This window comes from Luteolibacter sp., assembly GCF_058122085.1.
The window spans coordinates 1-17,041 of the sequence record NZ_JBIKBQ010000028.1; the positions used below are offsets into that span (position 1 = coordinate 1).

The following is a 17,041-nucleotide window of genomic DNA, read 5'->3' on the forward strand; positions in this document are numbered from 1 at the left end:
ATCATTGCTCGCGGTGAAGCTGGCATCCACGCTCCCAGCCGCATGGAGCCGGGCGAGGTTCGCGTGCGCCGCCCCGCCCACCGTGGTGAAGAGCCCCCCGATGATCACCTTCCCATCCGGCTGCACCGCCGTGGCCAGCACACTGCCACCACTCACGTTCGGATTATAGGCATCCAGCGTCCCCGGCGGCGCTGGGTTGACGGTGGCGACCTGCACGGGTGTGCCACTGCTCTGACCGCTGGTGGTGACGACGGCATTCAAGTCTCCGGGGCTGAGGTCGGTGAGGCCGGTGACCGTCAAAGAGGTGGCCGTTGAAGCCGTGACCGTGCCGCTGCCTACAGGCGTAAATACGACGGCGTTATTCCCCGGCGTGGTGCTGAACTGGGTGCCGGTGATCGTCAGTGTCGCAGCCATCTGCGGCAGATTAGCCGCTGAGGCAGTGACGGTAGGAGGGGCAAGATAGGTAAAGAGTGTGTTAGTCGAGTTCGTTCCGCCTGCGACCACCACATCCACGCTCACCGCGCCTGCCGCGTGGCCGGGGGTGACTGCCGTGATCGTCGTGCTGCTCATGACACTGAAAGAGGTCGCTGCCGTGCCGCCGAAGGTCACGGCGCTGGCTCCCGTGAAGCCCATGCCGGTGAGGGTCACGCTCATGCCGCCGGCTGGACTGCCGTCAGCAGGGCTGATGCTGCTGACGATGGGGGGAACCGGTGCCAGACCGCTGAAACTGCCCACGGTTTCCACCAGCCCAGAACTGCCGTTGTAACCGCCGCTGCTCGTGCGTCCACGCGCGCGGAGCAGGCCGCTAGTAGGTAGGCTCAGGCCGCTGATCTGCCAGTTGGCAGTGGTGCCCACGCGGGCACCACTGCCGATTGGAATCCAGCTCGTGCCGCTATCCGTGCTCATCTCGAAGGTGACCTGGGAAACCTCCGGCGCACTGCTACCACGACTCCACAGCGCCAGCGTCGCATCTGGCACGGTGACGGTCTGCGTGGCGGCATCATTCGTCATCCGCGCGATGCGGTTGATCGCCGTGCCGTTGACCGTGGTGAAGTTGCCGCCCAGCACGATCTTCCCGTCCGCCTGCACCGCCACGCTATTGACGGTGCTGCTTGCACCGGTGCCGGGATCAAAGGTGGTGTCCAGGCTGCCGTCCACATTGAGCCGGGCCAGAGCCGTGCGCGCCACGCCGCCCACCGTGCTGAAGCCCCCGCCGATGATCATCTTCCCATCCGGCTACACCGCCGTGGCCAGCACCCAGCCGTAGCCGCCGGCCACGTTCGGATCATAGGCCTCCAGCGTCCCCGCCACCTGCGCCCATGCGGGCGAGGCGGCGGCGAGCAGAGTGAGGCCGAGGGCGAGGAGGTGGCGGATGGTTTTCATGGTTCATGGCGACTGTGGATTGACGGATGCTGCGACTGCGCATCCCCAAGATTGGTGGCCCCGGTCGTGAACCAGAAAGGATGGAGATACTTGGAGAATGCCTAGTGCCGCAGATGATGGCAATACACATTTTGCATTTGCTGCCCCAGACGGAGCGGGCGCGCTGCGTGTTTCCACCCAGGCGGCGGAGCCTCAACCCGACCTTCGGCGGCAGCGGCGTGAGATCTCTTGCGGCAACCGTTGCACCACTGCATCGCGCGGCGTGAATGATCCCCACGCCCGGGCTCACGTCGTGCTTTGAAGTCCCGGCTAACAAGCATTGCTTGTATTGGATGAAAAAACCGGCGGGGTGACGGAGTGGCGGGAGGTTGGCTTGTGGTCGTGGTTTTCACAGGGCGGGTGGCTGCCTAGGATAAAGCGCGGGCGGGGTGTTATCTTCCGGGTAGAAACAGGGTTGCCAATATGCAAGTGATTGTTAACGAGTCGGTTGCATTGATTTATCTTGTTGCGGATCGGATGGGTGAGGTCGTTTTCCGGGGGTGCGGGGGCGTTTCCTGGCTGCGGGGGGCGTTTTCCGGACGTGCGCGGGTGTTTCTGGAATGCGAGGGGGCGTTTCGCGGGTGTGCGCGGGCGTTTCCTGGCGGCGGGAGGCGTTTCTCGAATGCGCGCGGGCGTTTCTTGGATGTCGGGGGCGGTTTCCCGGATGTAAATGGGCGTTTCTTCGAGGTAAATGTCGGTTTCTTGGATGCGCGAGGGCGTTTCCTGGATGTAAGAACTGGGAGCGAGACGCTCCGAGCACGGTCTGCCGCGAGACGCGTCAGCCACTTTCCTGCCGTCACTTTCCTTCTCTTGAAGCTTGGCAAGCCATCGGCGGTGTTTGAAAGTAAGCCATGTTCAGTGCCAATAAACTCACCCCGGAACAAAAAGACGCGCTCACCCAGTGGGCGGCCGAGGGAGCCACGATGTCGGATCTCCAGCGCCATTTGAAGGACGATTTCGGCCATTCCCTCACCTATATGGACACCCGTTTCCTGATCCTCGACCTCGGCATCGAGCTGGTCGAGACGCCGAAGGTGGAAGCGAAAAAGGAGGAGAAGCCCGCGCCGGTTCCGACCGGATTTGTCACCGTGACGATGGACAGCCTGACTCTGCCCGGCGCGTTGGTCAGCGGAAAAGCCACTTTCAGCGATGGTGAGACGGCCGTCTGGATGCTCGATCAAAACGGCCGCCCCGGCCTGGATCCGGACACGGAGGGCTACCGTCCGACGCCCGAGGACATCAAGGAGTTCCAGGTGCAGCTCCGCGATTTGATTCAAAAAAGCGGGCTTTGAGCGGATCAGCGGGTCACAGACACGAAGCCCGTCCCGCGGCGTTAAAAGGAAGGAACATGCCCGGCCAGACCCCACGATTTCCCACGGCGCGCCACCGCAGCCGCCGGGGTTTTGTTTTCCCGGTGCTGGCTCTGTGCATGCTCGTTGCAAGCTGCAAGCCGCCCGCAAAATCCCCGCCCGCGAGCGTGGGCGAACTCGTTTCGCAACTCGCGGGCGCGCGGATCGACGCCGCCCGGACCAAGCTTGAGCTGAAGCGCCCGGACGAGGCGCTCGCCCTGCTGGTTTCCGCCCTGAATGCGGAGCCCGCTTCCCAAGAGGCACGCGATCTGGCGGAAACGATCCTGAAGGAAACAGTTTGGAATTTCCCGACTCTCACTCTCGCCCACCCGCTGCCGGTAGAACAAATCAACGTCGCCGGGCCGTCGTCGCTGTGGGTGAGCCTCGGCGGAAAGGCCAACACGACCGTCTGCTGGAATCTCGAAACGCCGCAAATCGAGAGCGTCCTGTTTCCCGTGGCCGATCACCAAACCCGCAGCCTGGTGTTTGACCCGGGGCATCAGTCGGTGGTCGTCGAACGCGGGCCGGTGACATTGCTTTGCAACGCGCGAACGCTCAAACCGATCCGCGATCTCGGCCCGCTGCCGGATTTCCTCACGCCCTCGGCCGTCATTGTTTTCTCCGCGGACGGCCTGCTGATGGCGCATCCGGGTTTCCTATCGGAGAACGACCATTCCGTCGTATGGCACCTGCGGGACACCTCGACAGGGGAAATCATCCGCTCCTCCGAGCCGCTGGCCCCTCGGCCGCTCGCCGCCTTCCTGGACCGCGCGCGACTGCGCGTGCTGCATGCCGACGGAAGCCTGTTGGAGATGCCCGTCTACCCGGTCGAGCCGGTCCTGAAGACCCCGCTGCCGGAGCCGGTGAAGCTGCTTCAGGCGCAATTCTCACAGGATGGAAACGCAGTGCTAACACTCCAAGATCCGGGGCCGCACCAGCCGGCCGTCCCGGCCGTTATTTCCTACCGCGACGAGGAGGACGGCTCGCTCGGCCCGGCGGCGCTGGCCCGCCGCTTCCCGTGGAGCCGCCATCCTAACTTGTGGACCGGCCTGATGCGCGATCCCGAGCACGCGCCGTTCGCGGTCGATGGAAACCGCGTGACCCTCCTGACGAATCCGCACGCGCCCGTCGAAGTGGCATCGGCGGTCACCGCAGTCGCCTTCGATGAAAAAAACCTGCTCACCGGCGAGGAAAACGGCACGCTGACCATCCACCGGCTGCTGCCTTTGCCTGGCATGCATTCCAGCGCGGGGAAACCCGCAGCCATCGACGAAGCGTCCCTTCTCGCCTTGGGAAACCTCAGCGCAGCCCTGGCCGGCAGCCGCTATGACGAAAAGGAACGGAGCTTCACCCGCATCGCAGCCGAAGCGAGAACCACGGCTTTCAACGCTTGCAACTTCGACGGTCTCCTCACCGTTTTCCCGCTCCTGGACTTCACCGCGGTCATCGCGGAATTCAAAACCATCCGCCATCGCCACGCCGCTCCCGAAGCATTCGCGCCGCTGCGGGACCGCCTCGAACGGGCAGAGCCCCCTGCCGCTGCCGCTCTCGCGCTTGCCCTGAAATCCGAGGACGCCGAACAGATCGAAGCCTGCCTCTCCACCGCCGTGGATCTTCCGCCGCTGCTCCGGCGCATCTCGCTCTCGCGCATCGCCTGGCTGCAAGGCCGCAAGGCGGACGCGCTAGCAGGCTGGTCCGGAGTTTTCCCCGATCTAGCGGAGGTTCGCCTGCGCGAGGACTGGCTCGGCTGGGAACAGACGGATTTCCAGCCGGCGCTCGACCAGCTCCGCCAATGTGTTAGCGGCGAACTTGCCGCGATCCAGGTGCCGGAAAACTCCACGCCCGAGCAGCGGAAAGCCATCATCGCGCGCTTCACCGATCCCGCCACCATCGCCGCCGTCGGCCGCGCCCGGTTTGCCGATGCCTGCCTCAAGGCGGCGCTCGCCTTTTCCGCCCACAAGGAGGAAAAGGAAGCCACCTTCCAGCTCGCCAGCCTCGCCCGCAATCTCGGCGCGCCCGCCGAACCCTGCCTGCGGGCCGAGGCGCTCGCCCTGACCGCCCTCGGCGACTACCAGAAGGCTCACCCGCGCTGGATCGAGCTCATCACCGAGCATCCGGTGGAGACGACCTTGCCCGGCGACTACGCCGAAGCGGCCTACACCGCGTTCGAAAACGCCGACCCGCGGCAGGCGATGGAAATCCTAACCACCGGCATGCACCGCTTCACGCAGGACGGGAATTTCGCGCTGCGGGCGGGTTGGGTCGCGCTGCTCACCGGCAACTCCGAGCGGGCCTATCGGTTCCTGCGCGAGGGCCAGCGCATCGGTTTCCCCGCCGAAAAACTCGAGAACGCCACCGCACTGCTCGTCATCGCCGCCGCACAGACCGGCGCGAACGACGACGCGGCCGTCTATTTCCAGGATCTGCTCAGGATTGATCCCGCTTGGGCGGATTACGCCACCCTCGACACGCTCGAATGGCCCGAGGAGCTCAAAGCGGTCCTCGGGCAATTCATGCGCTGACGGCTCAGGCGAGGTCTTTCACCTGCACCTGCGCCCACCATTCCTTAAAGGTGTTGATGAAAACATGGTGGTCCGGCTCAACCTGATAGGCGTCGTGATCCTCGATGGTGTTGAACTGCATGGTCAGCGCGTAGTCCCATGACTGGTCGATGACCGGACGCACCACCACTTTCGCGGGAACCGCCCAGCGACCGCCGGCCACCAGGTCGATGTCGAACAGCGCCGCCAGACCTTGCTCGAAGATCGCGCGGTCCACGTCATTTTGATATTCTTCCTTCAGCCAGAAATAAACATGATGGTCCATGCCGTAGGGAAATAAGCCCCGCGTGCACCCACCGCAAGCTTGATCCCTCCATGAAAATCCTCATCACCGCCTTTGGGAAATAGGCTGCTGATTTGATTTGCCGCTCCTTCTTGGGTCCCTAAACTCCGCCGCAAGTCCATGATCCGCCTGCTCTCCTCCGTCATCCTGCTGCTGTTCGCCATTCCGGCACTCGTCGCGCAAACCCCGTCGCTGCCATCGGACGTCTACAAGTCCGTGCTGCGCATCGAGGTCGCCACCCAGGTTCCCGACTATCAGACACCGTGGAATTCCGGCCGCTTCGGCGGCGGGATCGGCACCGGATTCCTGATCGGCAAAAACAAGATCCTCACCAACGCGCACGTCGTTTCCAACGCCCGCCGCATCCTCATCACCGTTTACGGCAGCCCCAAGAAATACCCGGCCAAGGTGGAGTTCATCGCCCATGACTGTGATCTCGCCCTGCTCTCGATCGACGATTTCAAGGACTTGGAATCCTTCCCCACCTTCGAGTTCGGCGATGTCCCAAGCCTCGAATCCCAGGTCCGCGTCATCGGCTATCCGGTCGGCGGCGAGCGCCTGTCCGTCACCCGCGGCGTCGTTTCCCGCATCGATTTCCAGCCCTACTCGCACTCCCGCGCGGATTCCCACCTGATCATCCAGATCGACGCCGCCATCAATCCGGGCAACTCCGGCGGCCCCTGCGTCCAGGACGGCAAGGTAGTCGGCGTCGCGTTCCAAGGCCTCCGCCAGGCCGACAACACCGGCTACATCATTCCCACCCCGGTCGTCCGGCGCTTCATCAAGGACATCGAAGACGGCAAGTATGATTCCTACGCCGACCTCGGAGTCAGCGAGTTCCCGCTCTTCAACCCGGCGATGCGCAAGGCGCTCGGCCTGCCTAACGACGACAAGGGCGTGCTCATCACCAACGTCATTCCCACCAGCTCGAGCGACGGCTTTCTCAAGCCCGGAGACATCCTCATGTCGCTGGACGGCAAGCAGGTGGACAGCGCGGGCATGATCACCATCGACGGCGAGAACGTGAACCTCAACGAGATCGTGGAGCGGAAATACGCGGGCGACAAAGTCGCCGTCCGCTGCCTCCGCGACGGTGCGGTGAACGATGTGGACATCACCCTCAAGCCGCTGGAATGGTCGAGGATGTACGCGGTGTCCTACGAGAAAAAACCGCGCTACACGGTTTTCGCGGGCCTCGTTTTCCAACCATTAGACACCAACCTCTTCGCCGCCTCCAAATTTGATGACGTCACCGTGCGCCGGCTCTACACCGACTACGTGCCGAAAGGGCTGTTTGAAAAACACAAGGACATCGTGGTGTTGACGCGGGTGGAGAGTGATCCGGTGACCAGCCAGCTGTCGAATTTCACCGGCTTCGCAGTGGACAAGATCAACGGCACCGAAGTCCGCGACCTCGCCCACGCCCACGAGCTTCTCCGCCCGAAAGAAGCGCCCGAGTTCTTCGTCATCGAGCTTTTCGGAGCCGAGCGGCCCATCGTGATTCCATCCGCCAAAGTCGCGGATGCCGACAAGCGGATGCGGGAAAACGGCATCACCCGCCTGGAAAACCTCGAGGACTGAGCCATGCCCCGCGTCGGCATCGCCCTGGGCTCGAATCTCGGAGACCGTCTCGCGAACCTCCAGGCGGCCCGCGACTGCCTGTTGGAAATCGCCACTCCGGGCGAGCCTTTCCTGCAAGCCTCGATCTATCAAACCGAGCCGTTGCTGTGTCCGCCCGGCTCGCCGCTTTTCTACAACTCCATCGTCGAGATCGACTTCGGTGGCGACCCGTTCGAACTGTTGGAGCTCACCCAGTCGATTGAGGAAAAGCTCGGCCGGACCGGCGTTCCCGCACGGAACGCGCCGCGGATCATCGATGTCGATCTGTTGTATTTCGGTGAGGCGGTGATCGATACCGAAGCGCTGCTGCTGCCCCACCCGCGGATCGGCGAGCGGCGTTTCGTGCTGCAGCCGCTGGCGGAAATCCGTCCCGACCTGGTCCTGCCCGGTCAGGCCGCGGGCGTTGCGGAGCTTCTGGTCCGCTTGGAATCCACCGAGCCGCCGCTAGTCCTCGTCACGCTTGCGATCCTGGATTCACGACTCTAGTTTTGCGCATGGCCATCGAGACAATCGCCGGGTTTTCCCCATCCATTCATCCAAGCGCCTTCATCGCCGCGAGTGCGGACGTGATCGGGCGGGTGACGCTGCACGAGGAGACGAGTGTTTGGTATAACGCGACCTTGCGCGGCGACATCAACGAGATCGTGATCGGTCCGCGGTCGAACGTGCAGGACAACGCGGTGATCCATCTGGCGGACGATTACGGCTGTTATGTCGGCGAGCTGGTGACGGTGGGCCACTCGGCGATCCTGCATGCGTGCACGGTGAAAGACGAGGTGCTCGTCGGCATGGGCTCGATCGTGCTCGACGGCGCGGTGATCGGCGAGCGCTCGATCATCGGGGCGGGAGCGCTGGTCACGGGCGGGACGATCATTCCGCCGGGCTCGCTGGTTCTGGGCTCGCCGGCGAAGGTGGTTAGGACGCTTTCGCTCGACGAGCAGGCGAAGATCAAAGGCTGGGCGGAGAAGTATGTGCGCGGCTCGCGGACCTATCTGGAACGGAAGCAGGGCGGCGCTTAGACCGCTTTTCTCCGACAGCAACCGATGGTGTGGTCGTTCACCATGCCGACGGCTTGCATGAGCGCATAGGTGGTGGTGGAGCCGACGAAGTTGAACCCGGCTTTCCTCAAGGCCTTGGAAAGCGCGTCGGACTCGGGGGTCTTGGAGGGGAAGTCAGCCATCGTTTTGAATTGGTTCACGATCGTCTTCCCGCCGGTGAAGCTCCAGATCCATTCCACCGGATCGCTGAGCTCCAGCCACGCGCGGGCGTTCTGGCGGACCGAGAAGATTTTCCCGCGGTGGCGGATGATGCCGGGATCGAGGATGAGTTTTTCGAGCTCGGCATCGGTCATCGCGGCGACTTTTTCCGGCTGGAAGTTGTGGAAAACCTGGCGGTAGCGCTCGCGTTTCTGGAGGACGGTCCACCACGAGAGGCCGGCCTGCGCGCCTTCAAGGCAGACGCACTCGAACAAATAACGGGGATCGCGCGAGGGCACGCCCCACTCGGTGTCGTGGTATTCCACGTAGAGCGGGTGTTGGAGCGGAAGCCAAGGGCAGCGGGTCATGGCAGCATTTTCCCGATCCGCGCGGGGAACGCAATCCCGCCTTGCCGCCCACCGCCGCGCCTGCTTCGCTGCGCGCCCCAACCTTTCAAACACATGGCCAACAAAGACGTCACCGATCCCGCTCGCATGGAAAAAATTGTGTCGCTGTGCAAACGCCGCGGCTTCATTTTCCAAGCCGGAGAGCTTTACGGCGGCCTCAACGGTTGCTGGGACTACGGCCCGCTCGGCGCGGAGCTGAAGCGCAATTTGAAGGATTACTGGTGGCGGAAAACCGTGCAGGAACGCGACGACGTGCTCGGCATGGACGGCGCGATTCTGACCATGGAGCAGGTGCTCGTTTCCTCCGGCCACGTGGGTGGATTCTCTGATCCGATGTGCGACTGTTTGCTTTCCAAAGCGCGTCTGCGTGCGGACCAGATCCCGGCGCAGGACGGCACGGCGGTTTATTTTTCGGGAGCGAAACATCCGGCGACCGGCTGGAGCATTGAGCGCCCGTTCGCGGTGTTAGTCGCGCCCGGCAAGGACCCGATTGAGTCGCACAAGACGGCTCGCAAGTTTTACGCCGAGCTGATGCCGGACAAGAAGATTTCCCCGAAGGAGCTCGAGCTAGCGGAAGATCGTCGCCAGGAAGTCACCGGCACAACAAGCTTCAATCCGGAGAACGGCTCACTGCTCACCGAGCCGCGCCAGTTCAACCTGATGCTGCAAACCAACTTCGGCGCGACCGGCGACCAGATCGCCTACCTCCGCCCGGAGACCGCGCAGTCGATCTTCGTGCAATACAAAAACGTGCTCGATTCCAACCGCGTGAAGCTGCCCTTCGGCATCGCGCAGTGCGGCAAGTCGTTCCGCAACGAGATCAACCCGCGCAATTTCACCTTCCGGTCGCGAGAGTTCGAGCAAATGGAGATCGAGTATTTCTGCCACCCTGACGACGGCCTGCGCCTGACCGACGAGTGGCTGGCCGAGCGCCTCAAGTTCTACGGCGAAATCGGCATCCCGCGCGAAAAACTCCACATCCTCGACATCCCGGATGGCGAGCGCGCGTTCTACTCGCAGAAAACCTACGACATCGAATACGAATTCCCGTTCGGCATCCAGGAGCTCGAAGGCGTGGCCTATCGGACCGACTACGACCTCGGCGTGCATGAAAAAGGCTCCGGCAAATCGCTGGTGTATTTCGACGAGGAGACGAAGGAAAAGTTCCTGCCGCACGTCGTCGAGCCTTCCGCCGGTTGCGACCGCACGGTGCTCGCGCTTCTTTGCGAAGCCTTCGACGAAGAAACGCTCACCGATGAAAAGGGCAAGGAGGACGTCCGCACGGTGCTGCGCTTCGTCCCGCGGATGGCTCCGATCAAAGTCGGCATTTTCCCGCTGCTCAAGAAGAACGAGGAGCAAGTCCGCATCTGCCGCGAAATCCAAAAAACGCTGCAACCGTGGATGAACGTCTTCTACGACGATGGCGGCGCGCTCGGTCGCCGCTATCGCCGCCAGGACGAAGTCGGCACTCCGTTCTGCGTCACCGTCGATTTCGAAACGCTTGGCGAGGAAAATCCCGATCTCAAAGGCACCGTCACCATCCGCCACCGCGACTCGATGGAGCAGGAGCGCCTACCGATCAGCTGCCTGCTCACCTGGCTGCTGGAGCGCGTGCGTTGAACGGATTTCCAGAAAGCCCTGTGAAACGCCCAAGGAGGGGCGAAACGCGTTCGCCCACGCCCATGAGGGGACAATGGGATTGAGCGGATGCACGGCGCATTGGCTTTCCATGGGCCCGGCGGACACGTTCCGCCGCTCCGTGAGATGACGCGTCGCTGGCCTCGAGGCCGAAACGCTAAAGAAAAGCCAAGAATCAGCGTCACGGCGAGACCGCGAGGCGCTCGGTGCTGGTTTGGCGTTCGAAGAGGAAGCCGTTTTCCTTGTAGGTCTTGAGCCGGAAGTGGGTGGCGGTGGAGATCACGCCGTCAAGCGAGCTGAGTTTCTCGGAGACGAAACGGGCGACTTCGCGCAGGTCTCCGCCCTCGACGACGACCATCAGATCGTAACCGCCGCTGGCGAGATAACAGGAAACGACCTGGTCGAAACGGGCGACGCGCATGGCGAGCCGGTCGAAGCCGCCGCCGCGTTCGGGCGTGACTTTGACCTCGATGAAGGCGGAGACGGAGGTGTCGCCGGTGGCTTCGGGATTGATCACCGCGTGGTGGCCGAGGATGGTGCCGTCCGCTTCCCAGGCGGCGATGCGCGCGGCGACGGCGGACGGGTCGAGCGAGAGCAGGTCGGCGAGTTCGCGGTCGGTGAAGCGGGCTTTGCGGCGGAGGAGCTGGAGAAGCGGGTCGGAGGACATGGGAGAAAAAGAGTCGAAAGTCGGAAGGTCTGAAAGTCTAAAAGTCGGAAAGTCGCAGGCGTCTTTGACTTTCAGACTTTCAGACCTTTCGACCTTGGACTCCTCAATCCCCGAGACAAATGCCGACGGCTTTGGCGGCCTGGACGAGCTCGCTCTCCGGCTCGACGAGGCGGAGCTGGTGGACGGCTTCCTCGATGGGCACGGAATCGACGTGATAGGACTGGTAGCTGACCATGCGGCCGAATTTGCCTTCCTCCGCCAATTTCACCGCCATGACGCCGAAGCGCATGCCGAGGATGCGGTCGAGCGCGGTCGGCGAGCCGCCGCGCTGGAGGTGGCCGAGGGTGCAGGCGCGGGTTTCCTTGCCGGTGAGTTTCTGGAGCTTGGCGGCGACTTGCTCGCCGATGCCGCCGAGGCGGATTTCGCCGCCGGTGTTGGCATCGAGAGTGACGATGTGGCCGTCGGGCATGGAGGCTCCCTCGGCGACGACGACGAGCGTGCTGTGATAGCCCTGAGCGTCGCGTTGGTTGATGAACTCGGTGATTTTCTCGAAGGTGAAGGGGATTTCCGGGAGCAGGACCACGTTGGCTCCGCCGGCGATGCCGCCCCAGAGGGCGATCCAGCCGGCGTGGCGGCCCATCACTTCGAGGACCATGATCCGCTTGTGGCTCTCGCCGGTGGTGTGGAGGCGGTCGAGGGCGTCCACCACGGTGCTGACGGCGCTGTCGAAGCCGAAGGTGAAGGCGGTGGCGCTGAGGTCGTTGTCGATGGTTTTGGGCACGCCGATGATCGGCCAGCCTTCCCGATAGAGTTGCAGGCCGGTGGTCAGCGAGCCGTCGCCACCGACGATGACGAGGGCGGAGATGCCGAGCTCGTCCATGGTCTGCTTGGCCTTGGCGACGATCTCGGGCGGGACTTCGGCGATGTCGCCCTTGCCGACTTTGGCGGCGAAATGGCCTTTGTTGGTGGTGCCGAGGATGGTGCCGCCGAGCTTGAGGATGCCGATGGTGTCCTTGGGCTTGAGCACGGTGAAGTCGCCGGGTGGAAGCAGGCCTTCGAAGCCGTCGCGGAAGCCAACGACTTCCCAGCCGAGTTGGTCGGCCGCGCCGACGACGCCATGGATGACGGCATTGAGTCCGGGGCAGTCGCCGCCGCTGTTGAGGATTCCGATTTTCATGGGTGAATGATTTTTATTGGGGATTCGGGACGCTGAGGATTTCCCGTTCGCGGTTCTGGACGAGGGCGCCGGATTCGAGCCACGGATCGTAAACCGCCCAGCCTTGGCTGATCAGTCCACGGGCGCGGTTGAAGCGGTCCGGGTTGTTGAGTACCACGACGATGAGGCGGCGCGGAGTGGCGCCTTTCGTGCCGTCGGGCTTCTGGCGAACGAGTGGTTCCTTGTCCATGCAAATGGAGACGCAGGGTCCGGCTGCATTCGTCGTGCCGGTTTTCACGCCGAGAATGCCGGGCTCGCCGACGAGTTCGTTGGTGTTCTTGATGCGGAAGCCGCGCTTGCCGGCCGCTCCGGTGACGACGACCTGGCGGTCTTTCTGGCGGACGATGAAATTGAAGGCGTTGCGGCGCATCGCGTAGATCGAGAGCCGGGCGACATCGGCGGCGGTGGAAAACGCTTTCGCGCCGGGGCGCTCGAGGCCGTGGGGATTGGCGAAACGCGTCTGCGTCATGCCGAGCGCCTTGCCGAGCTGGTTCATTTCCCCGACGAAGGCCGCCACCGGATCCGCGTTTCTGCCGCGGCGGCTGAGGATTTCCCGGCCGACGTGATCGGCGATGGTGAGGGCGGCGAGATTGTCCGAACCGAGCAGCGCGGAATAGAGCGCGTCGCGCAGGCTGAGCTGGTCGCCGGGCTGGAGGTTCATCGGATTCGGCCCGCCGACGAGGGTGATCGTCTGGGGGACGGTGATCTGGGTGGTGCCGAGGTCGGTGTTGGTAGCGGTGGCCCAATCGACGGTCACGGCGGCTAGGGCGATCTTGGTGAGGCTGGCGACCGGGCGCTTGGCGGAGGCGTTGCTCGCGACCAGGATTTTCCCGGAGTGGGCCTCGACGACCATGACGCTTTCCGGCATCTGGGCGAATGAAGGGGAGGGGAGCGCGGCGGCCAAAAATGCCAGCGTTTTAAGAGTCGTGAAATGCTTCATGGCGGACAAGGCGTGGAGAGTAGCGGGCGGCCGTGGCAACTCAACCCCAAAGGCAGACAAGAGAGTCTTTGGGGAGTCTGTCACAGTTCGCCGCAGTCCGGAAACGGGAAGCGGATCGCGTCGCATGTGGCGGTTGGCGGTGCCGCCAAAGAATGGCCCCGGCCGCCGAAATGGCTGGCGGAGGCAGGCGGAAGTTCGTTTTGATCAGTCCGTCTGGCGGTGATGCCGGACTGGAACTCACCCAAGGCTGATTCTCTTCGCCTCCGCTCCGGAAACTTGATCATGAAAATCACGCTCCACGTCCTGCCTCTCGTCCTCACGCTCGGCTTCACCGCTTGTGTCACCAGTCTGCCACCCGCAGAGGGCGAGCACCGCGCCGCGGTGGCGCATCTGAAGGCCGCTTCCCAAAAGACGCTTTCCGCCGGCGAGCGCGCCGTCCTCTATCTGGAATCCGCCAGGGAAGCGAACGAGCTGCTGGCGTCCCCCACATCCGGCGAGGCCGCCAGACAAATTTATAACAAAGCGGCGGCGGACCTCACCGTCCTGCTGCGCGAGTCCGACCATGGCCGGATGTGGAACCGTTCCCAGACCCTCGCCGCGGGCGGCAGCGCTTACCGGTTGCGCTTCGCCGGGCCCACGCGGGATGGCGTGTGGGATCCGGCTTACTTCACTTCCTTCACCGCCGCCGCCGAGGTCCGGCAGAGGAACCTCGACCGCAGGAACCTCCAGTCCGGCATTGGCGGCGCGCTCGTCGGCGTTCGCAAGACCGACCCGTTGGAGCGCTTCTCGCCGCTGGTCGGCATCACCGCTCCGGTCACGGCCACTCTCGAATTCAAGGGCCGCGACGTCACCCTGACGCTGATCGATCCCAGCAAGAAACCGAAGTTCCCGGTCTCCGGCGTGGCGCGCACTTTGGATGCGGATTTCTCCGCGCCGCTGGCCTACTACCCGCAGCAGTCGGAATACTGGCACGGCATCATGGGAGCGATCCGGGTGGACCAATACATGAAAACGACCGGACTCTACCTGTTGCAGCCGTACGATCCGGACCGCATCCCGCTGATCTTCGTTCACGGCCTCATTTCCACGCCGCGGATGTGGCGCAATGTGATCAACGAACTGGAAACCGATCCCGAATTGCGCGGCCGCTACCAGTGCTGGGTCTTCAGCTATCCCACCGGCAATCCACCGGCCTACTCGGGGATGCGCCTCCGCGAGGAACTGGCGAAAGTCCGGGAACTCTATCCGAAGTGCCGCGACTACGTGTTGGTGGGCCACAGCATGGGCGGGCTGGTCTCGCGGATGCAGGCCGCCACCGTGACGCGGGAGTCGTGGAACGTCATCGGCAAGGACAAGGCCGCGAAACTCTTCGCCCATGTCAAAAAGGGCGACGTGGTGGAGCGTTCCACCATCTTTCAGGCGAATCCGAAGGTGGACCGCATCATTTTCATCTGCACGCCCCACCGCGGCAGCGAGCTGGCTCTCGGCCGCATCGGGGAGCTTGGCATGCGCTTGATCTCCCTGCCCGTCGATATCACCGCCAACGTCGCCAGCTCGATCGGCAGCTCGATGGGCATCATCACCGGCGATCCCCGGCGCATGCCGAACAGCGTGACCGGACTTTCTCCGCACAACCCCATGCTCAAGGTCCTCGATTCACTTCCGATCCAAGCCGACTACCACACCATCGCCGGCGACGAGGGCAAGGGCGACACGCCGAACAGTTCGGATGGCATCGTGCCATACTGGAGCTCGCATCTCCGCGCCGCGAAGTCGGAGAAAATCGTGCCCGGTCCCCACGGCGCCTGCGAACTGCCGGAAACCCTCGACGAACTCCGCCGCATTCTCCACCTGCATCTCAAGAACAACTAACATCATCACCTCATGAACACCCGCCTCATCGCGCTCTGCATCGCCTCCGCCGCCACGATCGCCGCTCTCCCAAGCTGCACCACCGACCCTATCACCCAGACGAACGCGGCCACTGCCAGCGCCTCGAAGATTTCCCGCGACTCCCGGGCCGCGCTCAAGTCCCTCTACGCTCAAAACCCGGCGGCCAGAGCCATCGGCAAGCAAGCGAAGGGAGTGCTCGTTTTCCCATCCGTCATCAAAGGCGGCCTCATCGTCGGCGCCCAGGCCGGCAACGGCGCGATGATCCGCGACACCGGGGAGATCAGCGGTTTCTACCAGACGACCGCCGCGTCATACGGGCTGCAGGCGGGCGTGCAGGAATTCGGCTACGCCCTGTTCTTCATGAATGACGAGGCCTACCGGAGCATCAACCGCAGCGGCGGTTGGGAAATCGGCAGCAGCCCGAGCCTCGTCATCGTGGACAAGGGAGTGGCCACCTCGCTCACCACCACCACGATCGACAAGAACATGTATGCATTCTTCTTTAACCAGCGCGGACTGATGGGCGGACTCGGCCTGCAAGGCTCAAAGATCACCCGGATCCGTCCGCAGCAGTAAACGCGGCTTCTCCGCCGAATGAATGTGTCCCGGCTGTCTCAGCCGGGTGCAATAAGGGGAGTGGACATCTTGTCCACTTGCCGATGCGCGGAGAAAGCGGCGGCGGGGAGCTCATCTCTTTCTCCCCCATCGTCCGGGCGGACAAGATGTCCGCCCTCCTTATGCCACTGCCCACCGCGCGGAAACATCGCCGGAGAGTGGTTTTTTCTCGGATGTGGGCGGGGCCTTCCGCTAAGAATCCGCCCGTGGCACTCCTCCTGGCGATCGAATCTTCCTGCGATGAAACCGCCGTGGCCATCGTCCGCGGCGAGGCTGGCGAGCGGACGGAAGTGCTCGCTTCGGAAATCAACTCGCAGATCGCGCTCCACCGCGAGCACGGCGGGGTGGTGCCCGAGCTCGCCTCGCGCAACCACTCGCTGCACCTGCGCGGGCTGGTGGAAATGGCGCTGCGAGACGCTGGCGTCCGGATTGACGAGATCGACGCGTTCGCCGCCACCACCGGTCCGGGGCTGGCGTCCTCGCTGCTGATCGGCAGCACGGCGGCCAAGGGCATGGCCTGCGCGGCCCAGCGGCCGTTTCTCGGGATCAACCATCTCGAAGGCCACCTGCTTTCGCCGTTTCTCGCCGAAACTTCGGTGCCGCCGCATGTCGCGTTGATCGTGTCCGGCGGCCACACGCTGCTGTTGGATGTCGAGGGCGCGGGCCGCTATCGGAAACTCGGCGGCACTCGCGACGACGCGGCGGGCGAGGCTTACGACAAGGTGGGTAAGATGTTCGGCCTGCCGTATCCCGGCGGACCGGAGATCGAAAAAGCCGCCCGCGGCGGCAATCCGCGGGCCTATGATTTCCCGCGCTCGATGCTTCTTGAGCCGCACCTGGATTTCTCGTTCTCCGGCCTGAAAACCGCGGTGCTTTACACTCTCCAGAAGGAAACCGGCGAGCTGCCGGTGGCCGATCTCGCCGCCTCGTTCCAACAGGCGGTCATCGACATCCTGGTCCGCAAAACCCTGCGCGCCGCGGAGCTAACCGGCCGCCGCCGCGTCGCGCTGTCCGGCGGCGTCAGCCTGAACCTGGCGTTGCGCGCGGCTTTCCAACAGGCAGCCGCCCGCGCCGGGCTGGAGATTTCCGTGGCGACTCCGGCCCTCTGCACCGACAACGCCGCGATGATCGCCTTCGCCGCCTTGCTGCGCCATCTCGCGGGCGAGAGCTCGCCGCTCGACGGCGACATCCATCCGAATTTGCCGCTGGTGGAAGCCTGATCCGTGTGATTCTT

16 protein-coding genes are annotated in these 17,041 nt (G+C 63.7%); 9 read left to right on the forward strand and 7 right to left on the reverse strand.

Going from position 1 to position 17,041, the window contains the following annotated elements; genetic code table 11:
- Together AC4DF4_RS05940 and AC4DF4_RS05945 are read right to left on the reverse strand one after the other, a co-directional pair.
- Positions 1 to 1,224 (reverse strand): IPT/TIG domain-containing protein (locus AC4DF4_RS05940; RefSeq protein ID WP_490047190.1); only part of this gene is annotated, 1,224 nt, incomplete at its 3' end.
- Positions 1,225 to 1,236: 12 nt separating this feature from the next.
- Positions 1,237 to 1,383, reverse strand: coding sequence for a hypothetical protein (locus AC4DF4_RS05945; protein WP_490047191.1), 147 nt, complete (start codon positions 1,381 to 1,383; stop codon positions 1,237 to 1,239).
- 890 nt (positions 1,384 to 2,273) lie between these two features.
- Here AC4DF4_RS05945 and AC4DF4_RS05950 point away from each other — a divergent pair.
- Positions 2,274 to 2,714 carry a hypothetical protein gene (locus AC4DF4_RS05950; protein WP_490047192.1) on the forward strand — a complete coding sequence of 147 codons (441 nt, stop codon included), beginning with the start codon at positions 2,274 to 2,276 and terminating at the stop codon, positions 2,712 to 2,714.
- 185 nt (positions 2,715 to 2,899) lie between these two features.
- Positions 2,900 to 5,293 carry a tetratricopeptide repeat protein gene (locus AC4DF4_RS05955; protein WP_490047193.1) on the forward strand — a complete coding sequence of 798 codons (2,394 nt, stop codon included), beginning with the start codon at positions 2,900 to 2,902 and terminating at the stop codon, positions 5,291 to 5,293.
- A gap of 4 nt (positions 5,294 to 5,297) precedes the next feature.
- On the opposite strand, the gene AC4DF4_RS05960 is transcribed toward AC4DF4_RS05955, so the two are convergent.
- A complete protein-coding gene (locus AC4DF4_RS05960; protein WP_490047194.1) occupies positions 5,298 to 5,597 on the reverse strand; it encodes a Dabb family protein in 300 nt (99 codons plus the stop codon).
- Between the two features lie 138 nt (positions 5,598 to 5,735).
- Between AC4DF4_RS05960 and AC4DF4_RS05965 the strand changes: the two genes are divergently transcribed.
- The 3 genes from AC4DF4_RS05965 to AC4DF4_RS05975 are packed head-to-tail and all read left to right on the forward strand — an operon-like array spanning position 5,736 to position 8,254.
- Positions 5,736 to 7,196, forward strand: coding sequence for a S1C family serine protease (locus tag AC4DF4_RS05965; RefSeq protein WP_490047195.1), 1,461 nt, complete (start codon positions 5,736 to 5,738; stop codon positions 7,194 to 7,196).
- Between the two features lie 3 nt (positions 7,197 to 7,199).
- Complete coding sequence (gene folK, locus AC4DF4_RS05970; RefSeq protein ID WP_490047196.1) at positions 7,200 to 7,721, forward strand: 2-amino-4-hydroxy-6-hydroxymethyldihydropteridine diphosphokinase; 522 nt, start codon at positions 7,200 to 7,202, stop codon at positions 7,719 to 7,721.
- An 8-nt stretch (positions 7,722 to 7,729) separates the two neighbouring features.
- Positions 7,730 to 8,254, forward strand: coding sequence for a gamma carbonic anhydrase family protein (locus AC4DF4_RS05975; protein WP_490047197.1), 525 nt, complete (start codon positions 7,730 to 7,732; stop codon positions 8,252 to 8,254).
- On the opposite strand, the gene AC4DF4_RS05980 is transcribed toward AC4DF4_RS05975, so the two are convergent.
- On the reverse strand, positions 8,251 to 8,799 hold the full coding sequence (locus AC4DF4_RS05980) for a DNA-3-methyladenine glycosylase I (protein ID WP_490047198.1): 549 nt from the start codon (positions 8,797 to 8,799) through the stop codon (positions 8,251 to 8,253). The two genes, AC4DF4_RS05975 and AC4DF4_RS05980, sit on opposite strands and share 4 nt — an antisense overlap.
- 93 nt (positions 8,800 to 8,892) lie before the next feature.
- On the opposite strand from AC4DF4_RS05980, the gene AC4DF4_RS05985 reads away from it, so the two are divergent.
- Positions 8,893 to 10,458 carry a glycine--tRNA ligase gene (locus tag AC4DF4_RS05985; protein WP_490047199.1) on the forward strand — a complete coding sequence of 522 codons (1,566 nt, stop codon included), beginning with the start codon at positions 8,893 to 8,895 and terminating at the stop codon, positions 10,456 to 10,458.
- Between the two features lie 199 nt (positions 10,459 to 10,657).
- Here AC4DF4_RS05985 and AC4DF4_RS05990 read toward each other — a convergent pair whose 3' ends face one another.
- The 3 genes from AC4DF4_RS05990 to AC4DF4_RS06000 all read right to left on the reverse strand — a co-directional run bounded on the left by AC4DF4_RS05990 (position 10,658) and on the right by AC4DF4_RS06000 (position 13,227).
- Positions 10,658 to 11,143, reverse strand: a complete 486-nt coding sequence (locus AC4DF4_RS05990) for an Lrp/AsnC family transcriptional regulator (protein WP_490047200.1) — start codon at positions 11,141 to 11,143, stop codon at positions 10,658 to 10,660.
- A 103-nt stretch (positions 11,144 to 11,246) separates the two neighbouring features.
- Positions 11,247 to 12,320 carry a 6-phosphofructokinase gene (locus tag AC4DF4_RS05995; protein WP_490047201.1) on the reverse strand — a complete coding sequence of 358 codons (1,074 nt, stop codon included), beginning with the start codon at positions 12,318 to 12,320 and terminating at the stop codon, positions 11,247 to 11,249.
- Between the two features lie 13 nt (positions 12,321 to 12,333).
- Positions 12,334 to 13,227 carry a D-alanyl-D-alanine carboxypeptidase family protein gene (locus tag AC4DF4_RS06000; RefSeq protein WP_490047202.1) on the reverse strand — a complete coding sequence of 298 codons (894 nt, stop codon included), beginning with the start codon at positions 13,225 to 13,227 and terminating at the stop codon, positions 12,334 to 12,336.
- Between the two features lie 354 nt (positions 13,228 to 13,581).
- Here AC4DF4_RS06000 and AC4DF4_RS06005 point away from each other — a divergent pair, with 354 nt between their 5' ends.
- From AC4DF4_RS06005 to tsaD, 3 genes are all read left to right on the forward strand, one after another.
- On the forward strand, positions 13,582 to 15,171 hold the full coding sequence (locus AC4DF4_RS06005; RefSeq protein ID WP_490047203.1) for an esterase/lipase family protein: 1,590 nt from the start codon (positions 13,582 to 13,584) through the stop codon (positions 15,169 to 15,171).
- A gap of 12 nt (positions 15,172 to 15,183) precedes the next feature.
- Positions 15,184 to 15,768 carry a lipid-binding SYLF domain-containing protein gene (locus tag AC4DF4_RS06010; protein WP_490047204.1) on the forward strand — a complete coding sequence of 195 codons (585 nt, stop codon included), beginning with the start codon at positions 15,184 to 15,186 and terminating at the stop codon, positions 15,766 to 15,768.
- A 212-nt stretch (positions 15,769 to 15,980) separates the two neighbouring features.
- Positions 15,981 to 17,027, forward strand: a complete 1,047-nt coding sequence (gene tsaD / locus AC4DF4_RS06015) for a tRNA (adenosine(37)-N6)-threonylcarbamoyltransferase complex transferase subunit TsaD (protein WP_490047205.1) — start codon at positions 15,981 to 15,983, stop codon at positions 17,025 to 17,027.
- Positions 17,028 to 17,041 lie beyond the last annotated feature (14 nt).

Excerpts from the sequence above, each read along its gene's own strand:
- AC4DF4_RS06005 (WP_490047203.1), top strand. The coding sequence starts at position 13,582 with ATGAAAATCACGCTCCACGTCCTGCCTCTCGTCCTCACGCTCGGCTTC.
- AC4DF4_RS05985 (WP_490047199.1), top strand. The coding sequence starts at position 8,893 with ATGGCCAACAAAGACGTCACCGATCCCGCTCGCATGGAAAAAATTGTG.
- tsaD (WP_490047205.1), top strand. The coding sequence starts at position 15,981 with ATGTGGGCGGGGCCTTCCGCTAAGAATCCGCCCGTGGCACTCCTCCTG.
- folK (WP_490047196.1), top strand. The coding sequence starts at position 7,200 with ATGCCCCGCGTCGGCATCGCCCTGGGCTCGAATCTCGGAGACCGTCTC.
- AC4DF4_RS05965 (WP_490047195.1), top strand. The coding sequence starts at position 5,736 with ATGATCCGCCTGCTCTCCTCCGTCATCCTGCTGCTGTTCGCCATTCCG.
- AC4DF4_RS06010 (WP_490047204.1), top strand. The coding sequence starts at position 15,184 with ATGAACACCCGCCTCATCGCGCTCTGCATCGCCTCCGCCGCCACGATC.
- AC4DF4_RS05975 (WP_490047197.1), top strand. The coding sequence starts at position 7,730 with ATGGCCATCGAGACAATCGCCGGGTTTTCCCCATCCATTCATCCAAGC.
- AC4DF4_RS05950 (WP_490047192.1), top strand. The coding sequence starts at position 2,274 with ATGTTCAGTGCCAATAAACTCACCCCGGAACAAAAAGACGCGCTCACC.
- AC4DF4_RS06000 (WP_490047202.1), bottom strand. The coding sequence starts at position 13,227 with ATGCCGGAAAGCGTCATGGTCGTCGAGGCCCACTCCGGGAAAATCCTG.
- AC4DF4_RS05980 (WP_490047198.1), bottom strand. The coding sequence starts at position 8,799 with ATGACCCGCTGCCCTTGGCTTCCGCTCCAACACCCGCTCTACGTGGAA.
- AC4DF4_RS05960 (WP_490047194.1), bottom strand. The coding sequence starts at position 5,597 with ATGGACCATCATGTTTATTTCTGGCTGAAGGAAGAATATCAAAATGAC.
- AC4DF4_RS05990 (WP_490047200.1), bottom strand. The coding sequence starts at position 11,143 with ATGTCCTCCGACCCGCTTCTCCAGCTCCTCCGCCGCAAAGCCCGCTTC.
- AC4DF4_RS05995 (WP_490047201.1), bottom strand. The coding sequence starts at position 12,320 with ATGAAAATCGGAATCCTCAACAGCGGCGGCGACTGCCCCGGACTCAAT.
- AC4DF4_RS05945 (WP_490047191.1), bottom strand. The coding sequence starts at position 1,383 with ATGAAAACCATCCGCCACCTCCTCGCCCTCGGCCTCACTCTGCTCGCC.